This window comes from Hoylesella buccalis ATCC 35310, from assembly GCF_025151385.1.
GTDB lineage: Bacteria > Bacteroidota > Bacteroidia > Bacteroidales > Bacteroidaceae > Prevotella > Prevotella buccalis.
Genome location: NZ_CP102287.1, coordinates 856,771 through 872,986, shown reverse-complemented (window position 1 = coordinate 872,986; position 16,216 = coordinate 856,771). Strand labels below are relative to the sequence as shown.

At 45.1% G+C, this 16,216-nt stretch carries 17 protein-coding genes; 12 read left to right on the top strand and 5 right to left on the bottom strand.

Features of this window, described 5'->3' with window-relative positions:
• Positions 1 to 94: 94 nt before the first annotated feature.
• The 12 genes from mtaB to NQ518_RS03700 all read left to right on the top strand — a co-directional run bounded on the left by mtaB (position 95) and on the right by NQ518_RS03700 (position 11,352).
• Positions 95 to 1,456: a tRNA (N(6)-L-threonylcarbamoyladenosine(37)-C(2))-methylthiotransferase MtaB gene (gene mtaB / locus NQ518_RS03755; protein ID WP_227205731.1), complete on the top strand. Its 1,362-nt coding sequence runs from the start codon at positions 95 to 97 to the stop codon at positions 1,454 to 1,456.
• A complete protein-coding gene (locus NQ518_RS03750; protein ID WP_227205729.1) occupies positions 1,453 to 2,466 on the top strand; it encodes a glycosyltransferase family 2 protein in 1,014 nt (337 codons plus the stop codon). Before mtaB ends, NQ518_RS03750 begins: the two co-directional genes overlap by 4 nt.
• Before the next feature lie 108 nt (positions 2,467 to 2,574).
• Positions 2,575 to 3,378, top strand: coding sequence for a gliding motility protein GldB-related protein (locus tag NQ518_RS03745; protein ID WP_459554060.1), 804 nt, complete (start codon positions 2,575 to 2,577; stop codon positions 3,376 to 3,378).
• Between the two features lie 272 nt (positions 3,379 to 3,650).
• On the top strand, positions 3,651 to 3,965 hold the full coding sequence (locus tag NQ518_RS03740) for a hypothetical protein (protein ID WP_227960858.1): 315 nt from the start codon (positions 3,651 to 3,653) through the stop codon (positions 3,963 to 3,965).
• 1 nt (position 3,966) lies between these two features.
• Entirely contained in the window at positions 3,967 to 5,214 is a 1,248-nt protein-coding gene (locus NQ518_RS03735) for an MFS transporter (protein ID WP_227205723.1), read from the top strand.
• Positions 5,211 to 5,762 carry a bifunctional nuclease domain-containing protein gene (locus tag NQ518_RS03730; protein ID WP_227205721.1) on the top strand — a complete coding sequence of 184 codons (552 nt, stop codon included), beginning with the start codon at positions 5,211 to 5,213 and terminating at the stop codon, positions 5,760 to 5,762. Before NQ518_RS03735 ends, NQ518_RS03730 begins: the two co-directional genes overlap by 4 nt.
• Before the next feature lie 9 nt (positions 5,763 to 5,771).
• Positions 5,772 to 6,497, top strand: a complete 726-nt coding sequence (locus NQ518_RS03725) for a 16S rRNA (uracil(1498)-N(3))-methyltransferase (protein ID WP_227205719.1) — start codon at positions 5,772 to 5,774, stop codon at positions 6,495 to 6,497.
• Positions 6,498 to 6,591: 94 nt separating this feature from the next.
• On the top strand, positions 6,592 to 7,929 hold the full coding sequence (locus NQ518_RS03720) for a DUF4836 family protein (RefSeq protein WP_227205717.1): 1,338 nt from the start codon (positions 6,592 to 6,594) through the stop codon (positions 7,927 to 7,929).
• A 3-nt stretch (positions 7,930 to 7,932) separates the two neighbouring features.
• Positions 7,933 to 8,577, top strand: a complete 645-nt coding sequence (locus NQ518_RS03715) for an ATP-binding cassette domain-containing protein (protein ID WP_227205715.1) — start codon at positions 7,933 to 7,935, stop codon at positions 8,575 to 8,577.
• On the top strand, positions 8,574 to 9,767 hold the full coding sequence (locus tag NQ518_RS03710; protein WP_227960860.1) for an ABC transporter permease: 1,194 nt from the start codon (positions 8,574 to 8,576) through the stop codon (positions 9,765 to 9,767). Before NQ518_RS03715 ends, NQ518_RS03710 begins: the two co-directional genes overlap by 4 nt.
• A 302-nt stretch (positions 9,768 to 10,069) precedes the next feature.
• Entirely contained in the window at positions 10,070 to 10,450 is a 381-nt protein-coding gene (locus NQ518_RS03705; RefSeq protein WP_102696941.1) for a transposase, read from the top strand.
• On the top strand, positions 10,447 to 11,352 hold the full coding sequence (locus NQ518_RS03700) for an IS3 family transposase (protein ID WP_260107754.1): 906 nt from the start codon (positions 10,447 to 10,449) through the stop codon (positions 11,350 to 11,352). Before NQ518_RS03705 ends, NQ518_RS03700 begins: the two co-directional genes overlap by 4 nt.
• 462 nt (positions 11,353 to 11,814) lie before the next feature.
• Here NQ518_RS03700 and NQ518_RS03695 read toward each other — a convergent pair whose 3' ends face one another.
• The 5 genes from NQ518_RS03695 to NQ518_RS03675 all read right to left on the bottom strand — a co-directional run bounded on the left by NQ518_RS03695 (position 11,815) and on the right by NQ518_RS03675 (position 16,188).
• Positions 11,815 to 13,185, bottom strand: a complete 1,371-nt coding sequence (locus NQ518_RS03695; protein ID WP_227205711.1) for a nucleobase:cation symporter-2 family protein — start codon at positions 13,183 to 13,185, stop codon at positions 11,815 to 11,817.
• 29 nt (positions 13,186 to 13,214) lie between these two features.
• Positions 13,215 to 13,793: a xanthine phosphoribosyltransferase gene (xpt, locus tag NQ518_RS03690; RefSeq protein WP_040562556.1), complete on the bottom strand. Its 579-nt coding sequence runs from the start codon at positions 13,791 to 13,793 to the stop codon at positions 13,215 to 13,217.
• Between the two features lie 96 nt (positions 13,794 to 13,889).
• Positions 13,890 to 14,534, bottom strand: a complete 645-nt coding sequence (locus tag NQ518_RS03685) for a tetratricopeptide repeat protein (RefSeq protein ID WP_227205709.1) — start codon at positions 14,532 to 14,534, stop codon at positions 13,890 to 13,892.
• A 10-nt stretch (positions 14,535 to 14,544) separates the two neighbouring features.
• Positions 14,545 to 15,747 carry a M64 family metallopeptidase gene (locus NQ518_RS03680; protein WP_227205832.1) on the bottom strand — a complete coding sequence of 401 codons (1,203 nt, stop codon included), beginning with the start codon at positions 15,745 to 15,747 and terminating at the stop codon, positions 14,545 to 14,547.
• A 57-nt stretch (positions 15,748 to 15,804) separates the two neighbouring features.
• Positions 15,805 to 16,188, bottom strand: a complete 384-nt coding sequence (locus NQ518_RS03675; RefSeq protein WP_227205707.1) for a 2-amino-4-hydroxy-6-hydroxymethyldihydropteridine diphosphokinase — start codon at positions 16,186 to 16,188, stop codon at positions 15,805 to 15,807.
• Positions 16,189 to 16,216 lie beyond the last annotated feature (28 nt).

Genomic DNA, 16,216 nt, shown 5'->3' with positions numbered 1-16,216 from the left:
CAAAAATAGGGATAGAAATCGACAAATTGGATGCTCAAGTACAGCGATCTGAACTTTTTTCTTTAATTTTGCATACCATATTAAATAAGGTTAGATGATTGATACAAGTGCTTTTCAAGGTAAAACCGCTTCCTATTATACACTGGGTTGTAAACTAAATTTTTCAGAAACTTCTACGTTCGGAAAGATGCTTCAAGAATTGGGCGTTCGTACCGTTGACAGAGGCGAGCGTGCCGACATCTGCCTCATTAACACCTGTTCGGTCACCGAAGTTGCTGACCATAAATGCAGGCAAGCCATTCGTAGGATGGTGCGAGAGAACCCTGGTGCGTTTATCATTGTCACCGGTTGTTATGCCCAACTCGAATCAGAAGCAGTGAGCAAGATACCCGGCGTGGACCTGGTTTTGGGCTCTAATGAGAAAGCCCACTTGGTGCAATATCTCAATGATGCGTGGTTGCGCAAGAATGCACTTCGTGAGCAGGGTGATGATGTGCCTGATAGTTTGCATGCATTCCAATCGGTCAAGACGAAAGACATCAAGACTTTCCAACCCTCTTGTTCGAAAGGTAACCGCACACGGTATTTCCTCAAAGTGCAAGATGGGTGCAACTATTTTTGCACCTATTGCACCATACCCTTTGCACGCGGCTTCTCCCGCAATCCATCCATTGCGTCTTTGGTTCAGCAGGCCGAGCAGGCTGCGGCAGAAGGTGGGAAGGAAATCGTGTTAACGGGCGTCAACATTGGCGAATTTGGCGAAAGAACCGATGAGACTTTTTTAGACCTTGTCAAGGCTCTTGATCAGGTGGAAGGCATACGCCGATTTCGAATTTCTAGCTTGGAACCCGATTTAATGGCCGACGAATTGATTGATTATTGTGCGCAGTCCAGGGCCTTCATGCCCCATTTTCATATCCCTTTGCAAAGTGGGTCTGACGAAGTGCTTAAATTGATGCATCGTCATTACGACACCTCGCTGTTTGCCGACAAGATACACCATATTAAAGAGGTAATGCCGCATGCCTTTATCGGTGTGGATGTCATGGTGGGCTGCCGGGGAGAAAAGCCCGAATACTTTGAAGAAAGCTACGAATTCATTCGTTCTCTGGATGTCACTCAGCTCCATGTCTTCCCTTATTCCGAGCGTCCCGGCACCCGTGCGTTGTCCATTCCGTACGTCGTTTCAGAGCGAGATAAGAAGTTGCGCTCGAAGCGTCTTCTGCAGTTATCTGATGAAAAGACGCATGCTTTTTATGCCAAGTATGTGGGGCAGGAGGCTGAGGTGTTGTTTGAAAAAGCCAATCGTGGTCGAGCCATGCACGGTTTCACCCGCAACTACATTCGTGTGGAACTGCCCGCAGCATTGGCCAAAGAAGAATTTGATAACCAATTGATAACGGTCAAGTTGGGTGACTTCAATCATGACCGCTCTGCATTAAAAGCAATGATATGAAAGTAGCAATTGTCATTTTGAACTGGAATGGAGCTAAGATGTTGGCAACCTACCTCCCTTCCGTCATCAATTATTCTCGCGATGAAGCCGAAATCTTTGTTGCTGATAATGCGTCGACCGATGATTCCATGTCATGGTTGTCAAAACATTACCCCATGGTGAAGCAAATTGCCCTGGATCGTAATTGGGGTTTTGCCGAAGGCTACAACAAGGCTTTGGGCCATATCGATGCCGAGTACTACATATTACTCAATTCCGACATTGAAGTAACTCACCACTGGCTAACACCGCTCATTGAGTTTATGGACGCTCATCCGCAGGTGGCTGCGTGTCAACCCAAGCTGTTGTCGGTTTTCGACCACGACCAGTTTGAGTATGCGGGCGCGAGCGGAGGATTTATTGACAGATATGGCTATCCATTTTGCCGTGGCCGCATCTTTCAGACGGTGGAAAATGATGATGGCCAGTATGATGATCCCTGCAAGATAGTGTGGGCTACGGGAGCGTGTCTGATGATACGTTCTCACGATTATTGGGAGGCTGGAGGGTTGGATGGCCGTTTCTTCGCCCATAGTGAAGAAATAGATTTGTGCTGGCGCTTGCGCTCACGCGGCCGTGATATCTATTGTGTTCCCGACAGTCAGGTGTACCATGTGGGTGGAGGAACGCTGCCCAAGAACAATCCGATGAAAACATTCCTGAATTTCAGGAACAATTTGACTATGCTTTACAAAAACCTTAATGACAAAGATTTGAAGCATGTTATGCGTGTTCGGTGGTGGCTTGATTATCTTGCAGCCTTACAAATGCTGTTGTTGGGGCACCATTGGGGCGACTGCCGTGCCGTGTTCAAGGCCAGAAAAGCATTTAAACGCTGGCGAAATGAATTTGAATTTGACCGCCAAAAAATTCAGAACAGCAGGTTGGTGCAAGATGAAGAAATTCTGAGTCCCTATTCCATTCTTTGGAAATACTATGTCAAAGGAAAGAAAAAATACAGTGAAATCTAAGCGGAATTAAAGTAATTTTGGCTTAAATTTATCTTTTTTAGTTTAAAATTTGCTACTTATTATATTTTTGCTTAATTTTGCTCATAATAAGGATAATGTGTATTCGTTTTGAAGCAATATTATAGTCTATTATTTTTAGCCATCCTGTTGTGTAGCGCTTGTCAGCTAAAACTCAAGCCCTACAATCAAGAAGATCAGAAGATGCTGGTAGAAGTACAGCGCTATGATCGTCTGGAGAGCCGTTATCTCACAACGGGTGATTTCTCGGCGCTTCAACAAATGAATACCACCTATCCCATGGAAACCCGCACGTTGATAGAAGACGTGTTGGATTTGGGCGAAGTGAACGAACCGTACATCAATTCAAAATTCCTTAATTTCTACCAAGACTCCCTGCTGCAAGTCCTCATTTCTGATGCAGAAGCTGAGTATGCTGACATGGATGACATCAACAAAGAGCTGAGCAGTGTCTTCATGAAGTTGCAAAAGTTGCTGCCGGGGCTTGAAATTCCCACTGTCTATGCGCAAATTGGCGCGCTCAATCAGAGTGTGGTGGTGGGCGACAAGCTGATTGGCATTTCGTTGGATAAGTATTTGGGGGTAAATTATTCGGTATATAAGAAATATTATTCCGAGCAGCAACGACAATCCATGAAGCGCGAATACATCGTGCCCGACTGTGTCGTTTTCTATTTGTTGAGCGTCTATCCCATGGAAGATCACGGCGTAAACACGCAGGTGGAGAAAGATTTGCACATGGCCAAGATTATGTGGACGGCCAACAAAGTGCTGGGGAAACGATTTTTCAAAAGCGACTATGTGAATGTTGTCGACAGGTTCATGCGCAAGCACAAGAGCATCTCGGTAGCTGCATTGCTAAAACTGGATGACTATTCCAAATTTGAGGTATAGGGTGGTGTTTTAAATTTACGCCTATACCTATTTTTTCCTGATTAATTCACATTTATTATCATAATATTATGCCATTTCAATAACATTGAGTTTGGCGGTCAAAGTCATTGCTATTGAGGTCTTAACTCATTGAGTTTGAAGGTTAAAGTCATTGCTATTGAAGGCTTACCTTATTGAGTTTGGATGTCAAAGTCATTGCTATTGAAAATCAATGTGTGCATTCCAGGATTTCTTCCTATTTTGACATCACGAAAAAAAAGATTTTTTTTATTTTGCGCATTCTTACATTTAGCGTACCTTTGCATAAGACAGGCATCGCCTCGGCAACTCCAAACAAGCTTGGTTGCGCTCGGCTCGCGCTGTCTTTGCATAAGACAGGCATCGCCTCGGCAACTTCAAGCCAGCTTGGTTACGCTCGGCTCGCGCTGTCTTTGCATAAGACAGGCATCGCCTCGGCAACTTCAAACAGGTTTGGTTGCGCTCGGCTCGCGCTGTCTTTGCATAAGACAGGCATCGCCTCGGCAACTCCAAACAAGCTTGGTTGCGCTCGGCTCGCACTGTCTTTGCATGACATAAAAAATACATGAAATGAACTTAAAAGTACGTTTGGCGGCAATGAATTTTCTTGAATTTGCCGTTTGGGGTTCCTATCTTACTTGCATGGGAATCTATTTAACCAACATCGGAATGGCTTCCAACATCGGTGCATTCTTTGCCATGCAAGGGGTTGTATCCATCTTCATGCCTGCATTGATGGGCATCGTGGCTGACCGTTTGGTGCCTGCTCAACGCCTTTTAGGCTACTGTCACCTGCTGGCTGGCTTGTTTATGTTTGCGGCAGCCTACTATGGGATGAGCCAAGGAAGCAATGCTGAGTTTGGTATACTCTTTACTCTTTATTCATTTAGTGTGGCTTTTTACATGCCTACTTTGGCATTGAGCAATTCGGTAGCCTACAATGCCTTGACACAAGCAGGGATGGATACCATCAAGGACTTCCCACCCATTCGTACATTTGGAACTATTGGCTTTATCTGTTCCATGTGGTTTGTAGATATCTTTGGTTTTAAGAGCGATCAGAATCAGTTTGTGGTCAGCGGTGTTTTGAGCATTCTCTTGTTTCTTTACACCTTCACGTTGCCTCATTGTCCTACGTCCAAGGGGCAGCATGCAACTGGTTTGGTTGAAGCTTTTGGACTGAAGGCCTTCTCCTTGTTCAAACAAAAACGAATGGCCATCTTCTTTATCTTCTCCATGCTATTGGGTGTGAGTTTGCAGATAACCAATGGTTTTGCAACCCCTTTTATTGAAAGTTTCAAGACGTTGCCTGAATATGCGGGCACGTTTGGGGTGAAATATCCTGTGATACTTTATTCTTTGTCACAGGTCAGTGAGACCCTTTGCATCTTGATGATACCCTTCTTCATGAAGCGTTACGGCATCAAGAACGTGATGTTGATTGCCATGTTCGCATGGGTGCTGCGGTTTGCCTTGCTTGGATTGGGTAACCCGGGTGACCGCGTGTGGATGTTTGTGCTGTCCATGATTATCTATGGCGTAGCCTTTGACTTCTTCAACATCAGCGGCTCGTTGTATGTGGACAAAGCCACCGAACCCGCTCTTCGCTCCAGTGCGCAAGGCTTGTTCATGCTCATGACCAACGGCATCGGTGCAACGGTTGGATCATTGGCTGCACAGGCAGTGGTTACCTCACATACCATCAACGGCGTTACCAATTGGTCGGCCTGCTGGTATGCATTCGCTGGATATGCCTTGGTAGTGGGAGTGAGCTTTGCTCTGTTGTTTAAACCCAAGAAAAATATGGGGAAGGCATGAACAAGGTACGGCTGATTTTCAAGAGCGTAACAGAGATTGTGGGTTCTGACAATGTGGGATTGCTCATCCTGGTGGATGAACAACAACAGCGTCAGCTTACCATCCCATGTGACCGCAACATGCTGTATCAGTTTAGTCTTCGTGTACAAAAGGTCCCAATCACGAACAGGATGCTGCCAGAAGTGTTGTGGCAGGTCATCCGTTCGCAAACTACGTTGCACTTTGAGATTCTCATCAACGACCTGATAGAGGGGCAGTACAGGGCTGTGTTGTATAATGTAGAAACGCTTGAACCAATCTTGATACGCATCAGTGATGCCATGCTTTTGGCCTATTTCAGCGACATTCCAATATACATTGATGAGAAGTTGATGAAAAAGCAGAGCGTAAAGTATGTTCACAATGCGCAGGGTATGTCCATTCCGGTAAACACCTTGACGGATGAAATGCTGAAAAAGGCATTGAAGAAGGCCATTGAAGATGAGCATTATGAATTAGCATCCTTATTAAGAGATGAGATGAAACGACGCAATTTGCTTGATGCTTGATGTTTGAATATGAAAGAAGCCAGATATTTTTACGTTCCTGATGCTGCCCAGGCTACAGAATTACCACCAGAAGAGGCGCGGCATGCTGTCAGCGTTCTGCGACTGAAAGCTGGTGATGAAATATTCTTAATGGATGGAATGGGTACGTTCTACCAGGCAAACGTCACGCTCGCGGCAACCAAGCATTGTATGTATGACATCGTGAAAGCGTTGCCTCAGCAGAAAACATGGAAGGGACATGTGCATTTGGCCATCGCACCAACCAAGATGATGGATAGGATGGAATGGATGATTGAGAAGATGACTGAGGTTGGCTTTGATGAAATCACGTTTCTGGACTGTCGCTTCTCAGAGCGCAAAAAACTACGAATTGACCGCTTAGAAAAGATTGTTATCGCTGCAATGAAGCAGAGTAGAAAGGCTTGGAAACCCGTAGTTCATCCCATTATGCCCTTTCAAGACTTCGTTAATCAGCAGCGAGAGGGCGGCCTGTACATTGCCCATTGTTACACGGAGATAGCCAGAAAGGATTTTCTTAACGAGATACAGCAAGCTAATGGTCAACAAGATGTTACCATACTCGTAGGCCCTGAAGGTGATTTCTCAATCGACGAAGTGAATCAAGCCCTTGAAAAAGGGTTTTCGTCTGTGTCATTAGGGCAAAACAGATTGAGGACAGAAACCGCAGGACTGGTATCAATTGTGATGTCACAAGTGGTAAAACGCGTCTTATAGTCGATGAAAGAAAAGGTTGGAAACATATAACAGGCCCAGGGAAGGCACCTTCTTGACAGTCTGATGTTTCATTAATAGAAAGGTAAGGTTCAATATGAAAGTATTCAAACTATATTACATTTCCGCATGCTTGCTCATCATTGCTTTTTTGTCATCTTGTTCAGATGGTGAATATCGCCAAGCAATTCCGAAGTCAAGCACTGCTTTAGTGTCGTTTGATGTCAGCAAGATAAGTGGGGTTAACAGCGCCACGTTACTGAAAGTACTGCTCCGGATGAAGAATTTAGATGAGAGTGGTATCGATTTGACACACAAGATTTATCTTTTTGAATCGCCCGATGGGAACTTAGGTATCTGTGCGAAAGTGCAGGACCAAGGGAAGTTAGAGCAAATGTTCGTGAAGATGAACCGCAAGCCCGTGAAGTATCGTGAGGCCTATTTCGCACAAGTGAGTGACTCATGGATTGCCGGTTACAATGATCAGTCGCTCTTAATCATGGGACCTTTGCCACTTACTGCGCAGGAAGTCATGAAAGGCACGATGGCTAAATATCTGCAACAAGACGAGGAAAACAGCGTGATAGCTTCTCCTATATTTGAAAAATTGGAGGGAATTGACAGTCCCATGGCGATGGTTGCACAGGCGAAAGCCTTGCCCGAACAGCTTGTTGCACCGATGACGTTAGGCGCTCCGAAGGGTGTAGATGGGTCACAAGTGCTGATAGCTGCTGAAATGAGCATCCAAAAACGATGTCTGACCATCGAAGGCAGACCGTTTTCTTTTAACCAACGCATCAATCAAGAGATTGAAAAGTCGTTCAAAGTATATCGTCCCATCACCGACGCTTACCTGCAATCCATGTCAAACGAGGCCTTGTTGGGCATGTTCGTGAACGTAGATGGACAGAAGTTTTTGCCCATTTTGCAGCAGAACAAGGGACTTCAGGTGTTGCTGACGGGTATCAATCAGGCGATAGACATGGACAACATCATCCGCAGTGTCGATGGTGACATGTGCATCATTGTTCCAAACTACTCTGATGGAGCCCTTCAATTGTCGATGGCTGCGCGTCTTGCGCATACAAAATGGCTGGCTGACATCTCCTATTGGAAGCAGTCAGTGCCGCAAGGTGCTAAATTGACGGATGTCGGTAAGAACATCTATTCCTATTCAGATGGCAAGACTAACTTCTGTTTCGGAGTGAGTGAGGACAAACAGTTCTTCAGTGGCAGCAGCAAACAAGAAGCGTTGGCTTCAATTGGTAGGGCGAAAACGCCACTGCCCGAGCAGCTGCAAAATCAAATAAAAGGACAGAAAATGGTCATGGTGATTCATTTCAACGATGTGCGTAATGAAACGATGAAAGTGTTTGTTGATTTGCTGAAGCCCGTATTTGGACCTGTGAACACTATGGTATATAAATTAAAATAAAAGGTGGATAGTATCACGTTGAACAAGGTTCTGCCGCATGTCTTTTCACATGTGCAAGGATTAGTGTCAGATGTTTGGAATGAAGAAATCACCTTCCACAAGGGACATTATTATCTGTTGGAAGCCAATTCTGGCAAAGGAAAGAGTACGTTTTGCAGTTATTTGATAGGGTATCGGCGTGATTTCGATGGAAAAATCTTGTTTGATGAGCAGAATATCAATGCACTCACAATCAAAGACTGGGCAGAAATACGCACCCGGCATGTCAGTTATCTCTTTCAAGAGTTGCGTTTGTTTCCCGAATTAACCGCTCTTGAGAACGTTATGATGAAAAACAACATGACGCATTTCAAGACCAAAGCGCAAATTCTTGATTGGTTTGATGAATTGGACATTGCTGACAAGGTGAATGTCAGGATAGGACAGATGTCCTTTGGACAACAACAGCGCGTGGCATTGATACGCTCGCTTGTCCAGCCTTTTGATTTCTTGTTGGCAGACGAACCCATCAGTCACCTCGATGATGACAACTCCAACGCCATGGCACAAGTTCTCTTGTGTGAGGCTACTCGCCAAGGAGCCGGCGTCATTGTTACGAGTATCGGCAAACACCTGGGTTTAAAATATGATAAGGTTGTAAGACTATGACGCTTGTTTGGAAACTTCTTAGGCAACATGTGAGCATTCCTCAGTTTGTAGGTTTTTTCTTTGCAAACCTGTTTGGAATGATCGTCATTCTTTTGGGATATCAGTTTTATCGTGATGTCATGCCTGTGTTCAACAGCGATGACAGCTTCATGAAGGCCGATTACCTCACCATCAGTAAGAAAACGGGTACGACATCCACCATCAGTGGGGAAGATAATACGTTCAATGGGACAGAGATTGAAGAGTTGAAGCAGCAACCTTTCGTCAAAAAGTTGGGCGCATTTACCTCGGCAGAATATAAGGTGAACGTAACGTTGTACGTCAAGGAAACCAAATTGCTTGATTCCGAATTCTTTTTTGAGAGCATTCCAGATTCGTTTGTCGATGTTCCGCTTGCCCAATGGCATTATGACGAAGGCAGCAAGACGGTGCCCATCATCCTGCCCAGGTCATACATCACCATGTATAATTTCGGTTATGCGCGCAATCACTCATTGCCGAGCATCTCTGAAGGTGTGGTGGGAATGCTCAATGTGCGGCTGGCCATTCATGGCAATGGTCAAGATGAAGTGTTTGAAGGAAAAGTCATTGGATTCTCTGGTAAATTGAACTCCATCCTCGTTCCCATGTCATTCATGTCGTGGAGCAACCATCACTTTGCACCAAACGTGACGAGCAACCCCAACAGATTAATCGCTGACGTGTCAAACACGCGTGACGGTGCCATTGCAAAATACTTGGAAAGTCATGCGTATGAGGTGGAAGACAGCAATCTTGCCAACGAGAAAGCCATCTCGTTCTTATCGTTAGTCGTGTCTATCGTAATGGTTGTGGGTTTGTTCATATCCCTCTTGAGCTTTTATATCTTGCTCTTAAGCATTTATCTTCTCGTACAAAAGAATGCATATAAACTTGAAAATCTCTTACTGATAGGCTATCGTCCGCTGCAAGTGTCAAAGCCATACATCTTCCTCACACTCATGCTGAACGTCGCAGTTTTGCTGATAGCCGTTCTGGCCGTGTATTGTGTACGGGATTATTACATTGAAATACTGTATGCCATGCTTCCAAGCATTGACAAAACCAGTATGCTTCCTACTTGTTTATTGGGATTTGTTATCCTGGCGATTGTGTCTTTCATCAACAGTTTGATTATCCGTCGCAGAATCTCTGCTTTATACAAAAAATAAAAAAAGGCAATGGTCTTCACAGATAATCGCCTTCAAATCTTCAATAGGTATTAGTCCTTTAAGGTAAAAAGATTGTTTTCAGGATAACACTTGCAAAGTTAATGTTTTTTTTGAATCCTCCAAACCTTTTTAGTTATTTTTTTTATAAAATTAAAAATGTATCCTTAAAGGTGCAGAATTCTGCATTTTTTCAAATTTTGAAGTGACGTCGGTCAACCGCTATGTTCGATGCATTCTCCATCAAAGTGTCTTATACTGAAATAGCTTGACACATAATCAAACTCAAAAAAAAGTAAAAAGACATGACGAAATCAAGCAAAAGAAGAGAATTTAGTGACGCGTTCAAGCTGCAAGTGTTAAGTGAATATTTTTCTGGCGGCGGTTCTAAATTATCGGTGGCTCGCAAGTATGGGCTCTCGCACGGCCTTCTGCTGGCGTGGATGAAGAAGTGGCCTGTTGATTCAAAATGCTTATCTTTGCCGGAAGAAATAATCAACACTTACAAAATGGCACATCCCAACGTAGAATTCACAGCTCAAGACGCTTTAGAAAAGCGGATAGCTGATTTAGAGAAAGCTCTTGAATATGAGCGTCTTCGCAATTACGCTTACAAGAAATTGATAGACATCGCCGAAGCCGAGGAGGGCATTTCCATATTAAAAAAAGGTGGTGTCAAACAGTGACGGCGCTGCACAATGAATACTCCAAGGTATCCATCGAAAAATTGTGTGGTCTGTTTGACAAACGACGCCAATGGTATTACAACAAGCGCAAGACTGTCGTTTCCGAGCAACAGCGCGTGCGCCTGATCCTCTCCATGGTAGACTACTATCGCCAGTACTGCCCGGGACTGGGAGGCGTGAAATTACATCACCTGCTAAAGCAGGACTTGGGAGTGGAAATCACCCATGGGAGGGATGCCTTCCTCCGCCTGCTTTCCAGTAATGGGCTGATGTTGAAAAAGCCCAAACGCCGGCGAACGACAAACTCCAACCATCTCTACAAGAAATATTCGAATCTGGCACAAGGCCTTGAGGTGAATCAGGTTAACCAGTTGTGGGTTGCGGACATCACCTATATCTGGATTGCCCATGACGTGCTGTATCTGCATCTGGTCACGGACGCCTATTCCCACGCAGTGATAGGCTGGTGCCTGTCAGAGACCATGGAGGCGGAGAACACCCGGAAGGCACTGCTCATGGCCATCCAAAAAGCCGGAGGAGACAACCTTTGCGGAACCATACACCACTCTGACAGAGGCGTGCAATATGCCTGTAACGAATACATTGACACGCTTATGAGTCACCACATCCGAGTCAGCATGACCGAATGTTACAAACCAACGGACAACGCCATGGCCGAAAGACAAAACGGCACGTTCAAAGTGGAATGGATATATCAGCATCAGATGTATCAAGACTTCAATCACGCCCAGCGTGAAATAGCGCAAATGATTGATTTCTACAACCTCAAGCGACCGCACATGAGCATCGGAAAGAAAACGCCCATGGCCGTATACTCAGGAGAGGAACCTGGGCCGAATCTTTGGAAAAAAGAGAAAAACAGTCGTGCGTCAGCAAAATAAGAACTATCTTTGCCAAGCCCAAAACAAGGTGAGCGACGCTTACAGGCTAGCTTACCTAAGTTCTCCAGGGGCATCGAGCCCCTGAAGAACTTGCCCAAAACAAGGCTCGCTCCTCTTTAGGCTATTTCATTTCTCCACCAAAGGAAATGCTTATAAGCCTCGAAAAACGGAGATTGACAAGTAAAATAGTACAATAAAAAAATATTGACAAGTAATATAGAATAAACAACTAAAAACTGTCAAGCGATTTTAGGAAATGACAAAGGCAATGCCTTTGACCTGCAATAGCATTGAGTTTGGGCTCCAATAGCATTGAGTTTGGCCTTCAAAGTCATAGACTTTGGCCATCAATAACAATGCCTTTCCATTCCAATATGCATGCGCTTGCGTGGCAATCTACATATTATCTTGAATATGATACAGTTACGATGCGTCCCGGTTGGGTGAATATTCAGGGACGATCTATTCTTTAATCTTGATGAATGCATTTGTCAGGATGGCCGTGAGTCCACCTGTCGTAATGCCCGAAGAAAAGATGTTTTTAATGGTTTCTGGCATGTGATCCAATATTCCGGGTACCATTTCTACGCTAAGTCCCAGGGCAAAACTGATGGCCATCACCAATACTGCCTTTCGGTTGATTTGAGTTGACGCGATGATTTTGATGCCTGCGGCAGCCACGGTTCCAAACATCAGCAGCGTGGCACCACCGAGCACCGGGGCTGGAATTAAGGAAAACACCAATCCAACAACAGGGAACAGTCCTAAAACAACCAACGCTCCGGCAATGTAGTAGCCCACATAGCGGCTGGCGATGCCTGTTAATTGAATCATTCCATTGTTCTGTGCGAAGATTGAATTGGGGAAAGAGTTGAACACAGCGGCCAACATGGAGTTGAAACCATCGGCTAAAATGCCGCCCGATGCTCTTTTTTCAAATACTTCACCTTCGATGGGTTCTCCGGAAATCAGCGAGTTGGCCGTGATGTCTCCATAAGCTTCGATAGCTGTTATGAGGTAAACCAGTCCCAAAGATATCAGGGCAGATATGTCAAAACGGAATCCATATTTGAACGGAACGGGAATGATAAAGCCTCCATAGCTTTGAATGGAATCCAAGTGAATCATGCCCATGAGATAGGCAGCGATGCATCCAATGAGGAGGCCCAGCACGATTGAACTCATTCGAAGAAAGCGGTTGCTGGAACGATTGAAGATGATGATGCTAAGCAACACGAGTGCCGCCAACCCAAGGTTTACCAGAGAACCAAACGATCCGTCAGCTTCGGCTGCGGCACCACCTCCACATGAGTTGATTCCGGCTTTGACCAGCGACATGCCTATCAACGTGACAACGATGCCAGAAACCAGTGGTGTGATGATTTTGCGTGTGTACTTTAATAGGCGGCTCACAAGCATTTCGACAACAGAGGCGAACATGCAGGCGGTAAATATATAGGACAAAGCCATTTCGGTGTTCAACTTGCCACCTACCATGCCAAGCATGCCGGCTCCGATAATGGGGCCTATGAAGGAGAAGCTGGTGCCTTGGATGCACAAGAGTCCTGTACCAATGGGACCGATGCGGTGACATTGTATGAATGTGGCGACGCCAGAAACGAACAATGACATGGAAACCAAGAATCCTGTTGTTTCCAAATCAAAATTAAGGGCATTCGAAATAATCAGCGGTGGCGTGATGATGGCTACAAAGATGGCCAGCAAGTGCTGCAATGCGGCAAAGATACTTTCTCGGAGAGCCGGGCGGTCGTGAAGACCATAAATCAGGTCAGTCGACTTTGACCTTACTTGTTCTTGTTCTGTTGCGTTCATTTTTTAGCGTTCAATCAATAGGGGAGTGGTTACTTTTCGATGTTTTTTAATTTGATTTGGCAGTTGTCCAGCGATTCAATCATCGCCAAAGATTCGCATCTCACGCCTTCTGCTTCTATCCCATCACGTCCATGTTGGAAGGTTTTTTCAATGATAAAGCCCATTCCAACCAGTTCTGCACCCGCCTGCCGGCATAGATCAATGATGCCTTTGGCGGCATTTCCATAGGCCAGGAAGTCGTCAATGAAAACCACTTTGTCGTTGGGTGTTAGATAATCCTTGCTGATAACGACGTTATATTCACGCTGTTTGGTGAATGAGAAGACCGTGGTGGATAAGATGTTGTCCATCGTTGACGGTTTTTTCTTCTTGGCGAATACCACTGGAAGGTCCAGAAGTAACCCCATAACGATGGCAGGCGCAATGCCCGAGGCTTCGATGGTCAAGATTTTGTTGATTTCCGTTGAGGCGTAACGTTTGATGAATTCGATGGCGATGGCTTTCATGAGGTTGGGATCCATCTGGTGGTTGATAAATTTATCTACTTTCAATATGCCACCAGGATAGCATTTGCCATCTTTCAGAATGCGGTCTATTAATGTCTTCATCTTTTGCATTATTTTAATAATGCATGCAAATTTACGAAAAAGATTGTAAGTGCAGAAAGATGACAAGCTATTTTTTCTTGCCGCTTGTGCCGTGCTTCACTTGATGCTATCGCTTGGCAGTGCGGTGTCTGTTGATTGGTCTATTTGTTGTTTGCAGCCGTTGATCATGTTTTCAATCTGTGCCATACGGTATTTCAACCCAGTCTTGTATCCGTAATGTTGATAGTAGGAGCGTGCGCTTTCAAAATACTCAAGTGCATTTTCCCAATCCTTTTGGAACAGATAACAGAATCCAAGACGGTAGAGGGCATCGGCTTTTTCGTTGTCATGACATACGTTCAGCATCTTTTCATAGCATGGGATGGCGGCTTCGTATTGTTTCAATTGAAAGTGACTTTCAGCGTTGGCATAATAATAGACTGATTGTTCGTGAGGTGCGAAGACGGTGATGCTCGGCATAACCGAGTCCAGATACAGGCATGCCTGCTCGTATTTCCACAGGTGATAGTAGCACACGCCGATGTAAGCCTTGTATCGTTGGTTGAGAAGGTATTCCTGGTCAAGTTTCTGGAACAGCAAAAGAGCCTCGTGATACTTCTCACTTTGAAAGTATTCAAGCGCCATGTTCAGTCGGTCTTTGTCACTGATGGGTCGGTTGTGAGTGGCATCTACCAGGTTGATTTGCCCAAACAATAACACGAGGGTGGCCAACCCAATCATCAGACAGTGCTTCGAATTCATGTTATGTTCCTCATTTTGTGTAGAAATCAATGACGCGTTGGATGGCTCGTTGACACACAGGACAGAACTCGGGTGTGTCATTTGTGCGCATTCTACAGTCGTGTGACGCACGGTAAATGCCTTTCAGCGAGTAGCCAGCGCCTTCTATCAGTCCCACAGAAGGTACATTTCCCATCATGTCTTGCCATTTATCAGAAAACTTAACCTTGGTTGTTATGTTTTGTTCCCATGGTTCAATGTCAGGCGGATACATGGGGATTTCCTCGAAATCATAGGCATATTCGTCGGCAAGTCCGGCAAAGCTATGGCCAAACTCATGCACAACAACAGGTTTGAACGACGGATGATGGGTCATTGACAGGTTGTATGAATTGAGAATACCGCCGCCTCCGTACTGATGAGTGTTCACCAAGATGATGATATGTTCGTATGGAAGTCCTGCCAGCCAGTCGTGTATGGTCTTCAACCGCAATGTGGTAAGGTAACGGTTGCTATAAAACGTGTCAAAATGCGAGTGCAGAGCGGTGTTCTTCCACAAACCTTTAGAAGGTTCGCTGGTACCACTGTCAGCCGAAGGAGCTTTGACCGCTATGATGTTAAACCTGTTTCTCATGGCCTTGAAAGGCTCATGCGCGAACAATGCCTCGGTAGCTTCGGCTGCATCTTTCAGGAAGATGTCCATTTCGTTAGTGCGATATCCCTCTGCCAGAAAGGCGATGTGGATGCAGCGGGAGGTGTCTTGGGCTGTCTGTAGTGTTTCAAATGGAGTGCGGTTTCGTTCTCCGATGCGTTTAATCAAGATGTCACTTGGTGCGACCGTGTGTGTCAGTTGGGTTATCGTTTCACGCCTGTTGTCATTCAATGTTACCGTAATGTCAACGGTGTCCTTGGGCATTGGAACGAGAAATACATTCTCGAAAGCCCTGCTCGTGTGCTTGGCTTCATCGTAAGTGAGCCATTCTTGAAACAACGTTGAAAACGAATTGCGGTAGAGCGTGCGCTTCGTGTGATGGTCGCGGACGGTTATTTGGCCGTTTCCTTCCATGGGTAATTCGGCCAACCGCTGTCTTTTTCCATACCATCGGGGCATGACATTCAATTGATCAACGGCGATATGTTGCTGGTTCGCATTGCCCGAAAAAATATAATCAATGCGCAATGTGCTGTCAGAAAATGCCGTATTGAAGTCCTGCGCGTTCACGTTTGCCGACATGAATAGGCACAGAACACATGGTAGCGTATTGGTCAGGAAAGTCTTGATGTTCATCATTCAATGCTCAATAAATTCAATTTCGTTCATCAACTCTTGTACATAGTCGCGTTGCCAATCGTCTATGTGTAGCTTATTGTCACCATATAGCAAGATGTCGATGTCCATTTGGATGCGATTAAGCGACCTTTCAGCCCCTGTGTTTCCACATATCCGTTCCATGTTTTTCACCTTTTTAGTGAGTTCTTCAAGGGATTCTTCCACCTCTGTGTATGCCAAACAGTTGTAAAATAGGGCTGATGCCATGCCAATGGGCTGTGTCCACTTCTGTGTAGTGAACTTCATGTCAGGCCAAGTGTCAGCCAATAGCTGCATGACTTGTTTCATGTTGCGCTCTTGGTTGACATTTGTTCCCAATGCTAAGATTACTTGTTTGCTGTCCATTTGTACAAAATTACTAATAATTATTAAA